Here is a 19,748-nt window from a genome sequence, read left to right on the forward strand (position 1 = left end):
GTTCACATATTCGAGTACGAACTGCACCAGCCAGGCGCCGCGACCTGCTTGTCGCCGAACAGCGTGCACCCGCCGTATGCGTCGTTGGCTTTGCCCTGGAACAGCGAGCAGTTGGCGCAGGTTTGTCCGGAGGCGTAGCCGGGGAATTTCGCTTTGTCGACCTTGGACGCGTCCTCCTTATAGCCGACGGCTTGCGCCTTTGGATCGGTTTCGCTGAGTTTGTTCGCCGTATCGGCGAAGGCCGCACGGGTGAGCATGAGCGCCGAGCCCGCGCTCACGCTCAGCAGCAGAAAATGGCGACGCGATGTTTTCATATGGGTCCGATGGAAGGTGGGGGGAATTGCCTCGATCGCGATCAAGCGCCGTCAATCGAGAAATCGCGTGAACCGTCCGACTGGTTCGCGCTCAGTGCGTAACGTGTTGACCAATGCGTTTTCGTCGGCGAAACCGAGCGACATGCCGCACACCAGTTGCTCTTGCGACGGCAAGCCGAGATGCTCGGCAATTACCCGATGAAACGGCGTAAACGCGGCCTGCGGACAGGTATCGAGACCCCGTCCGCGCGCGGCCGTCATGATCGCCTGCAGGAACATGCCGTAGTCGAGCCAGCTGCCGCGCTCCATCACCCGGTCGATGGTGAAGAACAAACCCACCGGTGCGCCGAAGAAGCGGTAGTTCTGCGCATGCTGTTCATGCATGCGCGCCTTGTCGCCCTTCTCGATGCCGAGCAGGCCATACAGATCCCAGCCGATTTTGCGGCGCCGATCGATATACGGCGACACCCATCGATGTGGATAGTACGGATACTCTTCCTGATACAGCGCGTCGCGTTGCGGGTCGTCGTAAGCGGCAAGCAAGGCTTGCGAGAGACGCGCCAGCGACTCGCCCCTCACCACGTAGACTTTCCACGGCTGCGTATTGGTACCCGAAGGCGCGCGGCTGGCGGCTTCAAGAATGGCTTCGATGTCGGCGCGCGACACCGGCGTGGGCAGAAAGGCGCGAATCGAACGCCGCGTGACGAGCGCGGCGTCGACATCGTTGGCGGGTGTGGTCATCGGCGAATTCCGGCGGAGCCAGCAGTTGTGGCGGTCTGCGAGAATTCTAGCGCGAGCGCCCACTTTCCCGCTGGCGGGCCGGCAACGCCGGCCGTGCGCAGCGGTTTTAGCGCAGCGGCGTTTTCAGTGCATCGATGAGATCGAGCGGATCGTAGGGCTTGCGCAACAGGATCGCGTGCGGCAAGACCGCGCGCTGCTCCGGCGTCAGCACGAGGTCGTAGCCGGTCAGAAAGATCACGCGCAGATCGGGGCGCTCGCGGCACACATCGAGCGCCAGGTCGATGCCCGACTTGCCCGCCAGCCCCACGTCAGTCAACATCACGCTGATCGCGTGCTCGCTGAGAAGCTGCTTGGCGTCATGCTCGCCTTCGGCTTCCAGAATGTCGAAGTCGAACGTGCGCAACAATTCGGCGGTGCTCACGCGAATCAGCTCGTCGTCTTCAACCAGCAGAATCCGCAGCCGCGTCTGAGCGACGAAACTATCGGCGCTGTCCGGCATTACGGGCGGATCGATCTCGAGAAGATGCTGCTCGGCCTCGGCAATTTCCGCGGCCTGCGGATTCTGCGCTTGCAGCACATAGCGGACTTTGCGCGCCAACGCTTCGTGCGTGTAGGGCTTGCTGAGCAATTCGATGCCTTCATCGAGCCGCCCCGAATGCACGATCGCGTTGTCCGTATAGCCTGACGTGAACAGCACCGCGATTGCCGGCAACCGTTCGCGCGCCTTGCGGGCGAGTTCGGTGCTGCGCAGCGGACCGGGCATCACCACATCGGTAAACAGCATGTCGATCGGCACGCCGCTTTCGACGATTGCCAGCGCGCTTTGCGCGTCTTTCGCCTTCAGTACGCGGTAGCCGAGATCGGAGAGCATTTCGACCACGGTCGTGCGTACTTCTTCGTCGTCCTCGACCGCCAGAATGGTTTCCGTGCCGCCCTTGGCAGGACCGGCGTCGATGTTCGTTTCGAGGTCTTCTTCCTGGCGCACTCGCGGCAGATAAATGCGGATCGTCGTGCCGTGGCCTTCCTCGCTATAGATCTTCACATGGCCGCCGGATTGCTTGACGAAGCCATACACCATGCTCAGGCCGAGGCCCGTGCCCTGACCTTCGGGCTTGGTCGTGAAGAACGGCTCGAACACGCGCTCGCGCACTTCCGGCGGCATGCCGGAGCCCGTGTCGGTGACCGCCAGCATCACGTACTGGCCCGGCGTAACGTCTGCGTTGCGCTTGGCGTAGGCGTCATCGAGCGCGGCGTTGCCGGCTTCGATCGTGAGCTTGCCGTGGCCGTTCATGGCGTCGCGCGCGTTGATCGCCAGATTCAGCAGCGCGTTCTCGACCTGGAACGGATCGACCAGCGTATTCCACAAGCCGCCCGACACGATCGTTTCGATTTCGACGCCGTCACCGAGCGCGCGCCTGAGCATGTCGTCGAGGCCGCGCACGAAGCGGCCGAGATTGACGACCTTCGGCGCGAGCGGCTGACGCCGCCCGAACGCGAGTAGTTGCGAGGCGAGGTTCGCGCCGCGCGCCACGCCCGCCAGCGCATTGCGCACGCGCTGCTCGGGTTTCTCCGAACCGGCCACGTCTTTCGCCAGCAATTGCAGATTGCCGCCGATCACTTGCAGCAGGTTGTTGAAGTCGTGTGCGACGCCGCCCGTGAGCTTGCCGATCGCTTCCATTTTCTGCGCCATCCGGAGCGCTTCTTCGGCGTGCCGCAGCGCCTCGGTGGTTTCCTTGTCGGCGGTGACGTCGCGGCCTACGCCGTGAATGCGCGCCGAGTCGGGATCGAGCGCGAGCGTCCACGCGACCCAGCGCCATGTGCCGTCGATCCGCTTGAAACGGTTTTCATAACGCACCGGCACGCCCGTTCTGCGCAATTCGGCCAGATGCGTGCGGACAGTCTCTACGTCATCCGGATGAACCAGATCGACATACGAACGCGACATCAGCCAATGCACGTTATGACCGAGCGCCGTGCTCCACGAAGGACTCACACGCTGCAAGCGGCCTTCGATATCGGCCACCACCAGCAGATCCTCGCTCAACTCCCACAGACGGTCGCGGTCCGCCACCGTCTCGATCACGCGGCGCTCCAACGTTTCGTTCAGATCGCGCAACGCGCTTTGCGCCTTGGTGCGCTCGGCGATTTCGGTTTGCGCCGCCTGATACAAGCGCGCGTTGTCGATGGCAATCGCCGCCTGCGCGGCGATGCCGGCCACGATCCGCTCGGCACGCTCGGTGAACACGCCGGGCTCCGGGTGGCCGAAGAACAAGCCGCCGACCACTTCGCCGCTGCGCGACTGCACCGGCGCGGCCAGATAGCTGCGCACCTTCAGATGGCCCTCCGGCATGCCGCGATGCGGCGCGTTGTGGCCATAGCGCGGATCCTGCGTGATGTCGTCGACGCGGACGATGCCTTCGCCCTGGAACGTGGGCGCGAACACCGCCGTGTTGCGCGGCATAGGAAATCGTTCGAACGCTTCCTTCGGCACGCCGGACAGCGTGTACAGCATGTAGCTGCCGCCCTTCTGGTCGAGCACGTTGTAGAAGAACGAGCCGAATGCCGCGCCGGTCAGTTCGGTGGCCGCGTCGGTCACGATCTGCACCGCGCGGTTCAGATCGAGTTCAGCCGCCACGGTCGAGCCGACGCGATTGAGAATCTCCAGCGTGCGCGATTCCTCGCGCAGCTTCATCTCCGTCTCGCGGCGCAAGCGCGCGAGTTGCAGGTTGCCCGATACGCGAGCCAGCAGTTCGCGCGCAGAGAACGGCTTGGTCAGATAGTCGTCCGCGCCATGCTCGATGCCGTCGACGCGCGCTTCCTCTCCCGCACGCGCGGACAGGATCAGCACCGGCGTGTCGCGCAAGTCCGGATCGGCGCGCAGTGCGCGTAGCAGGCCAAAGCCGTCGAGGCGCGGCATCATCACGTCGGAGAGCACCAGATCGGGCGGTTCCGCGCGCGCGGCTTCCAGCGCGGCCTGGCCGTCGGTGGCGAGCCGCACGTCGTGGCCCGCCGCTCGCAAGATGCGGCTCATGTACTCGCGCAAGTCCGCATTGTCGTCGACGACCAGCAGCCGCGCGGCGGCGACCGGCGCAGCCTCGGGCGATACCTCGCCGGCCGGCGTTGCGCCGATCGACGCGTCGGCGAGAATTTCGTTCTCCGGACTCCAGCGCAACGCGGCATCGACATAGGTGCGCGCGTGCTTGCTCATGGCGGCATGCACGATTGCATCCTCGGGCCGGGACAGCACGGCACCGCGCGGCAGCGAAACGGTAAAGCACGCGCCTTCGCCGAGCACACTGTCGACCCGCACCGTGCCGCCGTGCAGCTTCACCAGTTCCTGCACCATGGCGAGCCCGATGCCGCTGCCTTCGACGGAGCGACCCGGTGCGCCCGCCACGCGATGAAAGCGCTCGAAGAGGCGCGGCACTTCTTCTTCCGCAATGCCGATACCGCTATCGGTCACACTGACCTCGACGCCACCGCCTTCGTCAGCGCGAACCACGACGCGGATCGTGCCGAAGAACGTGAACTTGTATGCGTTCGACAGCAGGTTCATCACGACCTTTTCCCACATCTCGCGGTCGAGTTGCACGACCACGGGCGTGGCCGGAATCTCCACTTCGAGACGCAGGCCGGCCGCCTCGATCGCGGACTGGAACAGCGACGCGAGCTCGGCCGTGAAGGAGGCGATGTCGGTGGGTTCCGTGTGAATCTCGATGCGGCCCGCCTCGATCCGTGAGAAATCGAGCAGTGCGTTGACGAGCTTCAGCAGACGCAAGCCGTTGCGATGCGTGATCTCGATCAGCGCGCGGTCGTCGATATCGCTGTCCGTCTGTGCGCTGTCACCGTTCGCGGCCTGCTGCGGCTTGGCGAGCAATTCTTCGAGCGGGCCGAGCATCAGCGTCAACGGCGTGCGGAATTCGTGGCTGATGTTGGAGAAGAACGTGGTTTTCGCGCGGTCGATTTCGGCCAGTGCTTCCGCGCGCCGCCGCTCCTCCTGATACGCCTGCGCGTAGCCGATCGCCGCGCCGATCTGGCCGGCGGCCAGGTTCAGGAAGCTGCGATAGGCGTCGTCAAAAATGCGGCAAGGGTTCAGGCCGGCGATTAGAACCACCGTCTGCGTCGACTCGCTGCCGGGCGACACCGGCAGGATGACCGCCTGCTCCGGCGCGAGATGCCACGGGCCGCTCGGCAACGCGGTGCCGAAGCGCTGCGTCAAGTCACGCACCAGTTGCGGCGCCTGGATCTTGAGCGCGTCGGCGACCGGCCAGAGCGAATCGCCGACACGCATTGTCTGCGGTGCGGCCGGATGGCCCGGCTCGATGCCGCACGCCCCGACCAGCGTGACCGTGTCGCTGCCGGATTCGGCTGCGTATAGCAAAGCGAAGGGCAAGTCTTGCGGATTCGACTGCAACGCGCGCGCGCTGAGTTCGCACGCCTCGCGCCAGTCGCGGCCGTCCGGACTGACCGCCGCCAGTTCCTTCAGCAGCGCCAGTTGCCGTTCGCCGACCACCTGCATGGTGTCGTCGCTGTTGGCGCAGATGATGCCGCCCGGTTCGCCGTTCTCGCCGGGAATGGGGCTGTACGAGAAGGTGTAATACGTCTCCTCGGGAAAGCCGTTGCGCTCCATGATCAACAGCTTCTGTTCGACGAAGATGCCCTCGGCGCCCGCCAGCGCGGTAGCCAGGAGCGGCTCGATGTCGGTCCAGATTTCTCGCCACACCACGTGAGTCGGTTGACCGAGCGCGACCGGATGCTTGCCGCCGATGATCGATTTGTACGGGTCGTTGTAGAAATAGAGCAGCTCGTCGCCCCAGCCGATCCAGATCGGTTGACGCGACGTGAGCATGATGCGGATCGCGATCTTCAGACCTTGCGGCCAGGTATCGGGCGCGCCGAGCGCCGTTTGCGTCCAGTCGTAGGCGCGGATCAGCGCGCCCAGCTCGCCGCCGCCGGCAAGAAAGGACGGGGCGGCCAGGCCGGCGGGCGGTGCATCCGACATGAAGCGGTCCGGCTGTTTCAACGCGATCTCCTCGACGCGGCGGGTCATATTCGTGCGGACCGCTATTGCAAAAGCGGTGCCTGATACGACGGATGGCTAACGATCACCACGCAATTGATGTAGCGCGATTCTCGCACGTAGCGGTATGCCGGAGGAAGATGAGACGAGGCGCAAAAGCCCGGCACAGCGGGCTTTTCGCGGCGTGGGACTGCACGTTAAGCAGAGGATTGGGCGGGGTCGACGGGACACCGCGAAATGAAACGGAAATGCAGGTAAAACGTACCTTGATGCAGCGCCTTGGGACAGGCAAATTTCCCGATCGCAATGCCTTCCGCATGCGACCGGTTTTTCTCGCTCACGCAATGCCCGCAGCGTCTTTACAACAAGCCCACACACACCGCGGCGACGATCGATCCCAGCACCAACACCGCGCCGATGGTCTTGCGTTTGTTCAACTCCGTCCAGAGCAGAACGCCGGTGAGCGACAGCAAAATGATGCTGCCTGCGAGCGTATCGATCAGCAGCACCCAGCCGACGCTCAGACCGACGCCCTTGTGCAGGTTCGTCATCATCGCGAGAAACGTGTTCTCGCTGCGCTTGACCGTCACATAGCCGTTGCCCACCCAGTACTCGGCGGACGTGTTCTCATGCGGCGACGCGAAGTTGAGCTGCCAGTGCTCCGGCTGAACGACGCTGCGCTCGCCCCAGGCCACCGGATGTGCCGGCTCTTTCTGAACGCGTCCTGGCGTGCCCGTCAGTTTCAGTTCGTGCTTGAGCCATTTGCCCAACTCGCGCGGCGACTCCGGCGCGGGTTGCGGCAACGGCACCTGCAACACCGCCACTTGCGGCTCGCCCGTCGATACTTTGAGCGGGCCGCCGCGATGGTTCAGCAGGAACCCCGTGGTGCCGAACAACAGACCCAGCGCCGCGCCCCACAAGCCAACCCAGCCATGCACCTTGCGCAGCCATTTGACGAAGGTGGCGCGGCGCGAGCGCTGCTGCCGCGCTTTCAATTCGTCGTCATCCAGCCGCCGCGGCTCACGCGTCGTATGCTCGATGCCCACGGGCGATTGAATGTCGATTGCCTCGGGTACGCTCACGTCTCGCTCCAGGTCCGCAACAGATTGTGATAGATGCCGACGAGGCTGCGGCGCGCGGTATCGTCGGCGTTGGTGGCGTTCAGCCGTTGAATCGCCGTGTCCATGTCGAACAGCATCGCGCGCTGCGTATCGCTGCGCACGAGACTTTGCACCCAGAAGAAACTCGCGATCCGCGCGCCGCGCGTGACCGGCGTGACCTGGTGCAAACTCGTCGCCGGATAGACGATCATGTCGCCGGCCGGCAGTTTGACCTGCTGCACGCCGTACGTGTCTTCGATTACGAGCTCGCCGCCGTCGTAGTCGGCGGGGTCGGAAATGAACAGCGTCACCGAGACATCGGTGCGCAGCTTCACGCCGTTGGGCAGCACGCGCACGGCACCGTCGACGTGACTGCCGAACTGCATGCCGCCTTCGTAACGATTGAACAGCGGCGGATACACCTGGTTCGGCAACACCGCGCTGATGAACAGCGGGTTGCGCTCGATCGACGCGAGAATCACGTCGCCGAGTTCGCGCGCAATCGGCGTGTGCTCGGCGATCTGCTGATTACGCTTGACCGGCGCGCCCTGATAGCCGGCGGTCGCGCGGCCGTCGACCCAGGCGTCGCCCGCCTGATCGAGCCGTTCGCGCACGAGCCGCAACTGCTCGGCACTCAGTACATTCGGAATGTGCAGCAACATGGTGTTTCCTTTGCGTCGGCTTACCGTGTTCGAAAACGGCAAGCCTAACGCATCCGTTCAACGCATATCAAAAGCGGTAGTCGAACGTCGCCAGCAAGGTACGTCCGATACCCGGCACGGAACGGCCGCCGTCCGACGGAATCAGCGCGTCGTAGTAGTACTTGTTGGTCAAGTTCAGCAGGTTCAGGCGGATGTCGTATTTCTTCGCGTGGTACGCAGCGGTCGCATCCCAGCGCGTGTAGCCCGGCACTTGCACGTAGTTCGTATTCGATGCGTAGCGCGGCGACATATAGGTCGGACCGCCGCCGATTTCCCAGTGCGGCGTGAGCGCGTAGGTGGTCCAGAACATCAGCGTGTTGCGCGGCGTGTTGGCCGGCACGTGCCCTTGCGTACCGTCGCGCGCCTTCAGGATGATGGCGTCCATGTAGGTGTAGCCGCCGAACACTTGCCACTTGTCGGTAATGTGGCCCGTCACGCCCGCCTGGAAACCGTCGACGCGGATGTCGCCGTCGAGTTCGTATTCGGTCGGCGAGACCTGCGTGCGCGCGTTGGTCTTTTCTTCGCGGAAGAATGACGACGTCACCGAGAGATTGCCGCCGAGCAGATCCCATTTGCCGCCGACTTCGTACGACTTGGTCGACTCGGGCGCAAGGTTCTGCGTGAGGTTGGTCACCGTCAGCGCTTCGAGCGAGGGATTGAACGACGTGCCGTACGACACGTAGTACGACTGCCAGTCGGTCGGCTGATAGATCACACCGGCGCGCACGCTGGTGAAGAAGTTGGTCTGCGTCGCATAGCTCGGCAGGCTGATCGAGTTGTGGATCTGCGCCTGGAAGCGATCCCAGCGCAAACCGCCGACCACCTTCCACTGCTGGCCGATCGACACGGTGTCGTTCACGTACGCGCCAATTTCGTTCGCGCCGGAATCGGCGTAGTTGCCGACCGTGGTGGTCACACCGGCCGGGTTGGACAGATACGCCGGGTTCACCATCGTCACGACCGGCAAGTTGTTACGGGTGTACGCCTGGTTCGAATAGCTGTCGTGACCGAGGTCGACACCGGCGATCAGGTCGTGCTTGATCGGGCCAGTGACGAACTTGTATTGGAGCATCGTGTCGTTGTACAGCGAGTGGTTCTGGATCACACGGTCGTGACTTTGCAACTTGATGAACAGTTGCGACGGCGACAGCGTCGTGAAATTGCCGTTGCTCAACGCGGGGCTGGTAGCGAGCGGGCCCGTCAATACCGCTTGCGGCGCGGTTTCGCGCGCGTCGGTCATCGAGTGCGAGAACTGCGTCTGGTTCGTCAGGATCAGGTTGTCCGAGAACTTGTGCTTGATCGCGGCAGTGACGGTCTGCACGTCCTGGATCGTGCGGTCGGTCGTCAAGCCGTAGAACGTGTTCTTCGGCACCGGCGACGGGCGGCCGTTCAACGCCTGCACGCCGTAGTCCGGCATGTCGTAGTTGTGCTGGATCAGCGCGGAGATCGTCACTTCGGTCGGCGTGCCGATTCCGAAGCGCACTTCCGGCGCGATGCCGTAGTCCTTGTTCTTCATCTCGTCGCGCGTCGAACCGAGGCTTTGGCCGAACGCGTTCAGGCGAATCGCCGAGGTATCCGTCAGCTTATGGTTCACGTCGACAGTGCTGCGATATTTGTCATCGGTGCCGATCATGCCCGTGACTTCGGCCGAGTCATGCAGGTTCGCCTTCTTGCTGACCTGGTTGATCACGCCGCCCGTCGAGCCGCGGCCGAACAGCATCGAAGACGGCCCGTACAGCACTTCGATTTGGTCGAGGTCGAACGTGTCGCGATAGTACTGGTTACGATCGCGGAAGCCGTCCAGATAGATGTCGTTCTGCGCGGTGAAGCCGCGCAGGTTGATGTTGTTGCCGATCTGGCCGCCTTCAGCCGCGCCGATCGTCACGCCTGGCGCATTGCGCAGCGCGTCCTGGAACGAAGTGGCGCCTTGCGATTGCAGCACGGCCTTGTTGATGACGGTGACGGTCTGCGGAATATCGCGCAGCGCCGTGGGCGTCTTTGCGCCCACCGTCGAACGCTCCGCCTGGAAGTCCTGTTGTTCAGCCTGCGCCGCCACGCCGATGGTCGGCAAGGTGCCGCTGTCGGTCGCGGTGGTCGTCGTCGTCGCATTTGCATTCGCGGCCGGCGGCTGCGAAGTGGTTTGCGGAGCAGTCTGTGCGACCGCCGGAGTCGCAAAGGGAACGGCAAAAGCTAACGCTAACGCAGTCGCAAGCGGCGTGTGGTTGAACATGGGAATTCCCGTCGGAGATGCGCTTGCCGGATTCGCATACCTGAGATGGAATCGATGACAAAGTCGCAATTGGCTGGCTGCCGGTCTCGTGCGCAAGGCACAAACGACGGGATGGCTGGCTATTGGTTAAATGAGAATCGCTATCATTCCACACGCATAAAACCGCATCAATCGCGACACGCCTTACCCCTAGTAACAGAATTGTTTCTATTTTTTACGGATGTATGGCATTTGTAATTTTTCAGGCCTTTGCCAGGCCTATTTATTACATTTCTGTAATGTCTTGTATGTTGAAACGAAAGGCTTTTGAGCTCGAAAGTAAAAAAGACGCTGCCGGAAAGCTTTCAATTTAATAACGTCTGCCAGTGTCCGCTGCCGGCACTAAATCCCGACTCCGTTTATCCTTTTTGCAACACTGCCTATCGAACTGTTCCGTTCATTCCCGGAGTTGACCATGCAATACCGCAAATTCGGCCGCACCGGCCTGACCGTGTCACGCCTGTGTCTCGGCACGATGACCTTTGGCTTGCAGACCGAAGAAGATGTTTCCCATCGCATTCTCGATACGGCGGCGGATGCCGGCGTGAACTTCATCGACACCGCGAATGTGTATCCGCTCGGTGGCGGCGAGAACATTGCCGGCCGCACGGAGGAGATCGTCGGGCGCTGGCTGAAGGGCAAGCGCGAGCACTTCATTCTGGCGACGAAAGCGGTGGGCAAGATGGGACCATCGGCGTGGGACCAAGGCGCGTCGCGCAAACATCTGCTGAATGCAATCGACGCCTCGTTGCAACGTCTCGGCACGGATTACGTGGACCTCTACCAGCTCCACTCCGACGACGCGCATACGCCGCTCGACGAAACGCTCGAGGCGCTGGACGTGATCGTGCGATCAGGCAAGGCGCGCTATATCGGCGTATCGAACTTTCTCGCTTACCGGCTGGCGCGCGCCTTGGGCCGCGCCGATGTGTTGCGCGCGGCGCGCTTCGTCTCCGTGCAACCTCGTTATAACTTGTTGTTCCGCCAGATCGAGCGCGAACTGTTGCCGCTCGCGGCCGAAGAGCAATTGGCCGTGATGCCGTACAACCCGCTCGCGGGCGGCCTGCTCACAGGCAAGCACCAACTGGATGCCGCGCCGACGTCCGGCCGTTTCACCGAAACCGTCGGCAAGGCCGGCGCGATGTATCAGCAACGGTATTGGCACAAGCGCGAGTTCGAGACGATCGAGCAATTGAAAGCGATCGTGGCGCCGACCGGCGAATCGCTGACGCGCGTTTCGCTCGCCTGGGTGCTGGCGAATCCGCTCGTCACGTCGGCGATTATCGGCGCGAGCCGCGCCGAGCAATTGAGCGACACGCTCGCTGCGTCCGAGCTCGTGCTCGATGAGCAGATCAAGACGCAGCTCGATGAAACCAGCATTGAATACCGTTGGGGTGACGCGGCGCGATAAGCGTAGTCGCCTGTCGCGACGGCCGCCGCGTTCATCGCCCGTAACGCAGCACCGTACTCGTCGCCGCAATCACGTGGTCCTTGATTGCGGCGAACAACGCGTCCCGCGTCAAACCGGGCGGCAGCGCATCCGGCGGCAGATCGAGCGCATAGACCTGCGCGACGTAGTGATGCGGGTTGTCCCCCACCGGCGGGCATGGTCCGTAATATCCCGTGCCGCCCGTCCGATTCGTGCCGGCGACGCTGCCGGGCGGCTGGCTGCCGCCCGCGCCAAGCGAAGTCGTCGAGGGCGCGACGCCATATAGCACCCAGTGCACGATTCCCAGACCCTTTCCGCCGTCGGGATCGAACAGGGTCACCGCATAACTCTTCGTGCCGGCTGGCGCATTCCGCCATTGCAGAGCCGGTGACACATTGCCGCCGCCGCAATTGTTCGCGCTCGCCGCGTGGCTCGAATCCAGCGTGCCGCCGTCGGCCAAACCCGGTGACGTCACCACGAAGACTTCTGCCGCTCGGGCATGCACCGCGGCAAGCGCCAGCGCGGCAGACACGCCGACCGATAACAGGCGTCGTGCGACGCTGAAGCGACTGCTGCGAATCATCGTTTGTTACTCCGGCTAGGGTTCAGTGGTGGTCCAACCTCACTTGAAGCGGCCCGTCCGCTCATTCGCTTCCGGCAATTGCCGCGTCTCACGCACGGACCTCGGATGCCATAAACGCGCGCCGCCTTCGATACCCGCATCGTTCGAAACGGTGGCCGTGTTCGCTGGCAGATCGATCGTGAGGCGCGCCGCGTTGCCGCCGCCGATCCACAATTTGTCGTAGTTCACCAGCGCGTCCAGAATCCCGATCACCTTCTCAACGCGCCGGTTCCACCGTTTATTCCCGGCTTTTTCACGTGCCGCGTCGCCGATGTATTCGTCGTACGCCACGCCCTTCTTGCTGACCGGATGATGCGCGAGCTCCAGATGGGGCATCAGCTCGCCGTCGCGAAACATCGCCGTGCCCGCGCCCGTGCCGAGCGTCAGCACGAATTCGAGGCCGTGGCCTTCTATCGCGGCGAAGCCCTGCATTTCGGCGTCGTTGATCATGCGCACCGGCAAGCCGCCCAGGCGCTGCGCCAGCGAATCGGCGAGCGGAATGTCGTGCCAGCCTTCCACGCCGAAGTGCGGCGCGGTCAGAATGCGGTTGTTGCGCACCACGCCCGGAAAGCCGATCGACATCAGCGTAGGCGGCTCCTGTTCGACGAGCGGCGCAACCAGCTTCGCCAGCGCGTCGACGAGTTGATCCGGCGTGCACGGATGTGGCGTCGCCACCCGCAGGCGCTCGGTTTTCATCTTACCGTCGGCGTCTATGATCGCGGCTTTCAGGCCGGTACCGCCGACGTCGATTGCCAGAATCCGCTCGGTGCTGGTGGTCACTTTCGTCTTACTTGACGTTTTGCGTGTCGTCTTGCTTGGCGTCTTGCCTGGTGCCTTGCGGGTCGTCTTGCTAGCCGTCTTGCTTGCCGTCTTAGGTGTCGTCTTGCGTGTCACCACGGTGTCCCCCGATTGTGTTGGTGCGACTCGTTGAATTACTTCTTCTGCACAGCATCCCTTTTCAACGGCCGCCATGCGTGACCGTCGCGCGCCAATAGCGCGTCTGCTTCCGCGGGGCCTTCGCTGCCGGCCGCATAACCATGCACCGGCATCGCGCCGACGGCTTTCGGATGCAGCACGTCGTCCACCGCGCACCAGCTCGTTTCGATGCTGTCGGCGCGCTGGAACAGCGTCTCGTCGCCGAGCATGCAGTCGTAGAGCAACGTCTCATAGCCGACGTTGGCGCGTTCCGCGAAGAAGTCGGCATAGTCGAACGACGACTGCACCGCGCCGATCTGCATGACCGGCCCCGGCGTTTTAACGTTGAAGTCGAAGCTCGTGCCGTGAGCCGGATCGATGCGCAAGGTCAGCACGTTCGGCGTGAGCGCATCGACGGGTGTGTCGCGGAACAGGCGAAACGGCACCGGCTTTAGTTGCACCGAGATTTCCGTGCGACGCGCGGCCAACCGTTTGCCGGTGCGCAGATAAAACGGCACGCCGGCCCAGCGCCAGTTCTCGACGAACACGCGCGCCGCGGCGTACGTTTCCGTCGTGCTGTCCGGCGCGACGTCCGGTTCCTCGCGATAGCCGACACCGGCCGGACCCTTTTCGTATTGACCGAACACGACATCGTCCGGCGTCAGCGGCTTGATCGCGTCGGAGATTTCGGCCTTCTTGTCGCGCACGGCTTCGGCGTCGAACGAATTGGGCGGCTCCATGGCGACCATGCCGAGCAGCTGGAACAGATGGTTCGGCAGCATGTCGCGGAACGCGCCGGTCTGTTCGTAGAACTTGCCGCGCCCTTCCACGCCGATGGTTTCCGCCGCTGTGATCTGCACGCTGTCGATATATTCGCGCCGCCACATCGGTTCGAACAGCGCGTTGGCGAAGCGCACTGCGAGAATGCTCTGCACGGTGTCCTTACCGAGAAAGTGATCGATGCGATACACCTGCGTCTCTTTCGCGTACGACAGGATATGCGCGTTCAGATCGCGCGCCGAGGCGAGATCGGTGCCGAACGGTTTCTCGATCACGATGCGGCGGAAACCGCCGCCGCTGTCGCCCTCTTTCAGTAGACCGGCTTTGCCGAGATGCTCGACGATCGGTTTGAAAAAGCGCGCGCTGACCGCGAGATAGAAGATCACGTTGGCGCCGGGCGTCTGCTCGAGCTTTTGCTTGAGCTTCGTGAAGACATCGTCGGTTTCAAATTCGCCGGCCATGTATTCGAGGCGTTGCGCGACCCAGTCCCAAGCCTTGTCGTCGAGCTTGCCGGCGTGGAAAGTGCTGGCTTTGTCGGCGGCAAACTGTTCGAGCGACTTGTGCAGATCTTCGCGCCACACGCTCGTCTCGCGCTCGCCATGATTCACACCGATGATTTTCATGCCGTCGTCGAGCAGGCCATCCACCGCGAGGTTGTACATCGCCGGCATCAAAAGCCGCTTGGTCAGGTCGCCGCCGGCGCCGAAGATCACCAGCGTACACGGCGGCGCGGGCCGCTTGCCGGGCGGCGAGGCGGGCGCTTCCTGCGGGCTCGCGCTGACTTTGCAGCTCGGTTGTTGACTGGCGGCGGGGCGATCGGCTGCTGGGGTATTCGATGTAGTCGACATGGGATTCACTTTTGGAAACCAATGGAACGGACGTGGCGGTACATGAAAGACCACGCTTGAACGCACACAGTTCAAAAACAGCCACGCAACCTGTTCACTATGCGACGTTGTATGGCTTGTGCAACCTCACTCGCTTGCGCCGCCGCGCACTACTTCGCCGATGCGTGCGCCGGCTCGGGGACAGACGCGGGCTCCGCCGGGCGCGCAGGCGCTGTGGCCTGCGCCGAAGGTGAAGTCGGAATCGGCGCCTGATCCGGTTCACCCGCCAGCGGCACATTGCCCGACGCGCTCATCGCGCGCGGCTGCAACAGCAACGCGACCAGCCCGGTCCAGCCGGTCTGATGCGAAGCGCCCACGCCGCGTCCGCTATCGCCATGGAAATACTCATGGAACAGGATCAGATCGCGCGAACGCGGGTCGGCCTGCAACAGCGGATAAGCGCCCATGACCGGACGCTCGCCGTCCTTGTTCTTAAGAAACAGCGTAGTGCAGCGGCGCGCCAGTTCGTCGGCGATGTGGCTCAGCGAGAACTTCTCGCCCGAGCCGGTCGGATACTCGACTTTGAAATCCTCACCGTAATAGCGGTGAAATTCGTATAGCGACTCGATCAACAGATAGTTCACCGGCATCCACACCGGACCGCGCCAGTTCGAATTGCCGCCGAACACACGCGTATCGGATTCGGCCGGCAAATACTTCACGGTAAAACTGTCGCCGTTGTGATTGAACACGAACGGATGATCGCGGTGGTACCGCGACAGTGCCCGCACGCCATGATCGGAAAGAAATTCGCTTTCGTCGAGCGCGCGGCGCAACAACGCTTTCATGCGATGCCCGCGCAATAGCGAGAGCAGCAGCGCATTGCCCTTGCCCGGCTCGTTCCAGCGCGAAACCAGCTTCGCCAGATCGGGACGATGTTCGAGGAACCAGACAAGCCGTTCGCGCAAACACGGCAAGCCGCCATGCAGACGCTCTTCGAGCACGTGCACCGCAAATAGCGGAATCAGACCCACGATCGAGCGCAACCGCATAGGAATGCTGCTGCCGTCCGGCAGGTGCAGCTTGTCGTAGAAGAACTCGTCCTCGTTGTCCCACAGGCCCGTTTCGCAGCCGTCGTCGCAACTCACGGCCTCGGCGATATACAGAAAGTGCTCGAAGAACTTCACGCCGATGTCGACGAACACATGATTAGCGTACGCGAGTTCCAGCGCGATACGCATCAGGTCGAGCGCGTACGCGGCCATCCACGCTGTACCGTCGGACTGATCGATGTGGCCGCCGGTCGGCAGCGGCGACGAGCGGTCGAAGATCCCGACGTTATCTAGCCCGAGAAAACCGCCCTGGAAAATATTGTGGCCGTCGGCGTCTTTGCGGTTCACCCACCATGTGAAATTGAGCAACAGCTTATGGAACACGAGTTCCAGAAAATCGCGATCCGCCTTGCCGGTGAGCGCGCGGTCGATTTCATACACGCGCCACGCGGCCCACGCATGCACAGGCGGATTGGCGTCGCCGAGCGCCCATTCATAGGCGGGGATCTGACCGTTCGGATGCTGATAGCGGTCCTTTACCAGCAGTAGCAACTGCCGTTTCGCGAACGCCGGGTCGATCAGCGCGAATGCGGCCGCATGAAACGCCAGGTCCCACGACGCGTACCACGGGTATTCCCACTTATCGGGCATCGACACGATGTCCGCATTGCACAGATGCCGCCAGTCCATATTGCGGCCGCGTTTGCGGCCGGCGGGCGGGGTCGGCTGAAGCGGATCGCCGTCGAGCCAGCGCTGCACGTCGTATTGGTAGTACTGCTTCGACCACAGCATGCCGGCGAGTGCCTGGCGCTGCACGAGCCGCGCATCGGGGTCGGTGATCTCGTGTTGCAGCGCGCCATAAAATTCGTCAGCCTCGGCGATGCGGTGCGCGAAGATCGCGTCGGCATCGAGCTGCACGTCGTCAGGACTCGACTGCGGACGCCAGCGCATGTACACCACGGCGCGTCCATATGGTTCGAGCTCGATCGCCGCATGCGCGCCGGCCTTGGTGCCCGCGTCGCGGCGAATCGCCTGTTCATCGCCGTGCACGAGGTAATCGTTGAAGCCGTCTTTGAACGGGCCCGCGCCGTCCATGTTGAAGAGGCGCTTGACGTTGGTATCGTTCTCGCAGAAGAGCCACGTCAGCTGCGGTGCGTCTTTCGACCAGGCGGTAACGACAATCGGCTCATGGCCATGCTGATGCCCGACCACATGCACCTCGCCATTGTGGTCCGTGCCGGCGACGAGCGAGGGCTTGTCCTTGCTCTCCTTCCACGACCATGAATTGCGCGCCCAGATTTGCGGCAGCACATCCAGCGAGGCCGCCTGATCGCCGCGATTCTCGATGGTCACGCGCATGAGAATGTCGTCCGGCGCGTGTTTGGCGTATTCCACCTGCACGTCGAAGTAGCGCAAATCGTCGAACACGCCCGTGTCGAGAATTTCGTACTCCGGCATGTCGCCGCCACGGCGCCCGTTTTCCTGAACGAGGTCGTCGTACGGAAAGGCGGCTTGCGGATACTTGTAGAGCATGCGCATGTACGAATGCGTCGGCGTGCCGTCGACGTAGAAGTACAGTTCCTTCACGTCCTCGCCATGATTGCCCTGCGCATTCGTGACGCCGAACAGACGCTCCTTCAGGATCGCGTCCTTGCGGTTCCATAGCGCGAGCGAAACGCACCAGCTCAGCTTGTCGTCGCCGAAACCGGCAATGCCGTCCTCACCCCAGCGATACGCGCGGCTGCGCGCATGGTCGTGCGGAAAATAGTCCCAGGCGGTGCCGTCCGGGCTGTAATCCTCGCGCACGGTGCCCCATTGACGCTCGCTGAGATACGGCCCCCAGCGCTGCCAATGCGCGCAGTCGGCCGAATGCAGCCGTGAACCTTCAATGGTGGCGAGCAGATTGGCAGCGCGCAGCGGTGGCATGACTACATCCTTGCATCGGGCTTGGCGGTGGGACACACATCGTAGCGCGGTTTAGGCACCCGCGGTCGCCAACCCGGCAAGCAGGTGTTCAATGCGCAGCAACTCTCCCAGCGACCACGCCTGAAACGGCGTGCCGGCGAGTGCGTGCGGCGCATCGCCGTCGGCGATTTCGGAGAAATGGTCGAGACCGGCGTGGTCGAGATGCGCGTAGAGCGGGTCGAGAAAACGCGTTTTCGCCTGCATACGGGCATCCGCCGCGCCGCCGTGGACTCGCAGCCACGCTTCGACGAACGGGCCGAGCAGCCACGGCCACACGGTTCCTTGATGATAGGCGCCATCGCGCTCGAGTGGAGACCCGTTGTAGTGTCCGCGATAGGCAGGATCGGACGGCGCGAGCGTCCGCAGTCCCAGCGGCGTGAGCAACTGTGCTTCCACCTGATCGAGCACCGCGCGCGCCGGTGCGCCCTCCAGCAATGAAAACGGCAGGCCGCCTACGGCAAAGATCTGGTTGGGCCGGATCGCGCGATCTATCGCGCCTTTGACGTGGTCGACGTCCACGTTGTCGAAAAGCGCTTGCGTGGACGGATCGACGAAGCGTTCATGAAACGCTTGCAACGCTCGCTCAGCGGCCGGCTGCCACTGCGGATTCCACGTTGCTGCAATGCGCAATGCGTTGATCCAAAGTGCTTGCACCTCGACCGGCTTGCCGATGCGCGGCGTCACCACCCAGTCGCCGACTTTCGCATCCATCCACGTGAGTTGCACGCCGGGTACGCCGGCGCTCAGCAGGCCATCGTCGGCTGACGCCTGGATGTTGAAGCGCGTGCCTTTCGTGTAGCCCGTGAGGATGGATTCGCTGGCCTGCTGCAGCCGCTGCTGCGTTGCAGCGCTCGCGTGATGCGTCGCCAGATAGTCGTGGACGGCGACGATGAACCACAACGATGCGTCGACGGAGTTGTATTCCGGCGTGTCGCCATAGTCGGGGAAGCGATTCGGCAGCATGCCTTCTGACAACGTACTCGACCATTCAAGCAGGATCGCTTCGGCGTCGTCGAGCCGGCCCGATGCGATCAGCAAGCCACGCATCGCGATGAAGGTGTCGCGGCCCCAGTCGGTGAACCACGGAAAGCCCGCGAGGATCGTGCGGCCTTCGTTGCGCGTCACGACGTAGGCGTCGGCGGAGCGCTGCAGGCGTGAGCCGAGCGCGTCGCGGCGTTGTTGTTCGATGCGTGCGAGTTCTGCTGCGTGGATGGCTGGCGCTTTTGCGTTCGCCGGTTGCGTTCCGCTCGTGGCGCCTGAAGCGCTGAGAATCATCACCGCTTCGCCATCGGCGAGATTGAAGCTGAACACGCCGGGCGTGGCGAGATCCTCGCTGAAGTCGAGGCCGCGTTCCCGCTCGCGAACGTAGCAGAAGTTGCGATACCAATCGGGCGCGTGCGTGTAGACGCCATTCGTCGCGGCGTGGATTACCGGCAGGTCGCCGTAGGGTTGCCAATTTACGCTGGCCTGGTCGTCGCTCGTCTGCGCGTCGAAGTTGAACGCGGCGTTTCCATGGTGCAGCGCATGATAGTCGCGGCCCGACAGCAGCGGCCTGACTTTCAATGTCAGCGTGCTCGCTTGAGAAGCGACTCCAGCACCACCGTCCAGGCGCCAGCGCAAAACAGTTTCGCGCGTCGTCTTGCTGACGAACACATCAGCGGTCACCACTAGTTGCGCAGCGATCTGAAAACGCCACGTTGGCCATGGCTTCGTATCGAACGCGGCAAGACTCGCTGTCAGGTCCGGATAGATCAAGTCGGGCACGTACCGCTGCATGCTCAATGGATAACGCTCGCCGTTCGCTTCGAGCCACGCCTCCACGCCGTTGACCAGCACCACGCGCCCGCCTGGCGCGCGCGTCGCGGTGAGCAGCAGCGCGTGATAGCGGCGCGTGCGCAGCGTGCCCACCGTGCCCGACGCGAAACCGCCGAAGCCGTCCGCTTCCAGCCATTCGTCTTCGAGGCGCGTGATGTCGAAGGGTTGTTCGATGTGTGTCATGAACATATCGGTTGA

Annotated in this window: 12 protein-coding genes; 1 reads left to right on the plus strand and 11 read right to left on the minus strand. The window is 63.1% G+C overall.

Features of this window, described 5'->3' with window-relative positions; all coding sequences use genetic code 11:
- Positions 1-2 precede the first annotated feature (2 nt).
- The 6 genes from P0D96_RS11850 to P0D96_RS11875 all read right to left on the minus strand — a co-directional run bounded on the left by P0D96_RS11850 (position 3) and on the right by P0D96_RS11875 (position 10,106).
- The gene (locus P0D96_RS11850) at positions 3-314 is read right to left on the minus strand and encodes a high-potential iron-sulfur protein (RefSeq protein ID WP_408313709.1); all 312 of its coding nucleotides are present in this window, start codon (positions 312-314) and stop codon (positions 3-5) included.
- Between the two features lie 51 nt (positions 315-365).
- Positions 366-1,055 carry a nitroreductase gene (locus tag P0D96_RS11855; protein ID WP_408313530.1) on the minus strand — a complete coding sequence of 230 codons (690 nt, stop codon included), beginning with the start codon at positions 1,053-1,055 and terminating at the stop codon, positions 366-368.
- A gap of 106 nt (positions 1,056-1,161) precedes the next feature.
- On the minus strand, positions 1,162-6,105 hold the full coding sequence (locus P0D96_RS11860) for a response regulator (RefSeq protein ID WP_408313532.1): 4,944 nt from the start codon (positions 6,103-6,105) through the stop codon (positions 1,162-1,164).
- A gap of 329 nt (positions 6,106-6,434) precedes the next feature.
- Complete coding sequence (locus P0D96_RS11865; protein ID WP_408313533.1) at positions 6,435-7,157, minus strand: PepSY-associated TM helix domain-containing protein; 723 nt, start codon at positions 7,155-7,157, stop codon at positions 6,435-6,437.
- On the minus strand, positions 7,154-7,837 hold the full coding sequence (locus tag P0D96_RS11870) for a Fe2+-dependent dioxygenase (RefSeq protein WP_408177438.1): 684 nt from the start codon (positions 7,835-7,837) through the stop codon (positions 7,154-7,156). The genes P0D96_RS11865 and P0D96_RS11870 overlap by 4 nt, the downstream gene beginning before the upstream one ends.
- Positions 7,838-7,904: 67 nt before the next feature.
- The gene (locus P0D96_RS11875; RefSeq protein WP_408313534.1) at positions 7,905-10,106 is read right to left on the minus strand and encodes a TonB-dependent receptor; all 2,202 of its coding nucleotides are present in this window, start codon (positions 10,104-10,106) and stop codon (positions 7,905-7,907) included.
- A gap of 454 nt (positions 10,107-10,560) precedes the next feature.
- Between P0D96_RS11875 and P0D96_RS11880 the strand changes: the two genes are divergently transcribed.
- Positions 10,561-11,556 (plus strand): aldo/keto reductase, encoded by a 996-nt coding sequence (locus tag P0D96_RS11880; protein ID WP_408313536.1) that lies wholly within the window; start codon positions 10,561-10,563, stop codon positions 11,554-11,556.
- Positions 11,557-11,587: 31 nt separating this feature from the next.
- Here the strand turns inward: P0D96_RS11880 and P0D96_RS11885 are convergent, their stop codons facing one another.
- The 5 genes from P0D96_RS11885 to P0D96_RS11905 form a co-directional block, all read right to left on the minus strand.
- Entirely contained in the window at positions 11,588-12,157 is a 570-nt protein-coding gene (locus P0D96_RS11885; RefSeq protein WP_408177440.1) for a YbhB/YbcL family Raf kinase inhibitor-like protein, read from the minus strand.
- 39 nt (positions 12,158-12,196) lie between these two features.
- The gene (locus P0D96_RS11890; protein ID WP_408313538.1) at positions 12,197-12,976 is read right to left on the minus strand and encodes an ROK family protein; all 780 of its coding nucleotides are present in this window, start codon (positions 12,974-12,976) and stop codon (positions 12,197-12,199) included.
- Positions 12,977-13,128: 152 nt separating this feature from the next.
- Positions 13,129-14,739, minus strand: a complete 1,611-nt coding sequence (gene zwf / locus P0D96_RS11895; protein WP_408313540.1) for a glucose-6-phosphate dehydrogenase — start codon at positions 14,737-14,739, stop codon at positions 13,129-13,131.
- A 149-nt stretch (positions 14,740-14,888) separates the two neighbouring features.
- The gene (locus P0D96_RS11900; RefSeq protein ID WP_408177443.1) at positions 14,889-17,696 is read right to left on the minus strand and encodes an MGH1-like glycoside hydrolase domain-containing protein; all 2,808 of its coding nucleotides are present in this window, start codon (positions 17,694-17,696) and stop codon (positions 14,889-14,891) included.
- A 51-nt stretch (positions 17,697-17,747) separates the two neighbouring features.
- Entirely contained in the window at positions 17,748-19,733 is a 1,986-nt protein-coding gene (locus P0D96_RS11905; protein WP_408177444.1) for an amylo-alpha-1,6-glucosidase, read from the minus strand.
- Between the last annotated feature and the right edge of the window lie 15 nt (positions 19,734-19,748).

This window comes from Paraburkholderia sp. RL17-347-BIC-D (genome assembly GCF_046027915.1).
Classification (GTDB): Bacteria; Pseudomonadota; Gammaproteobacteria; order Burkholderiales; family Burkholderiaceae; genus Paraburkholderia.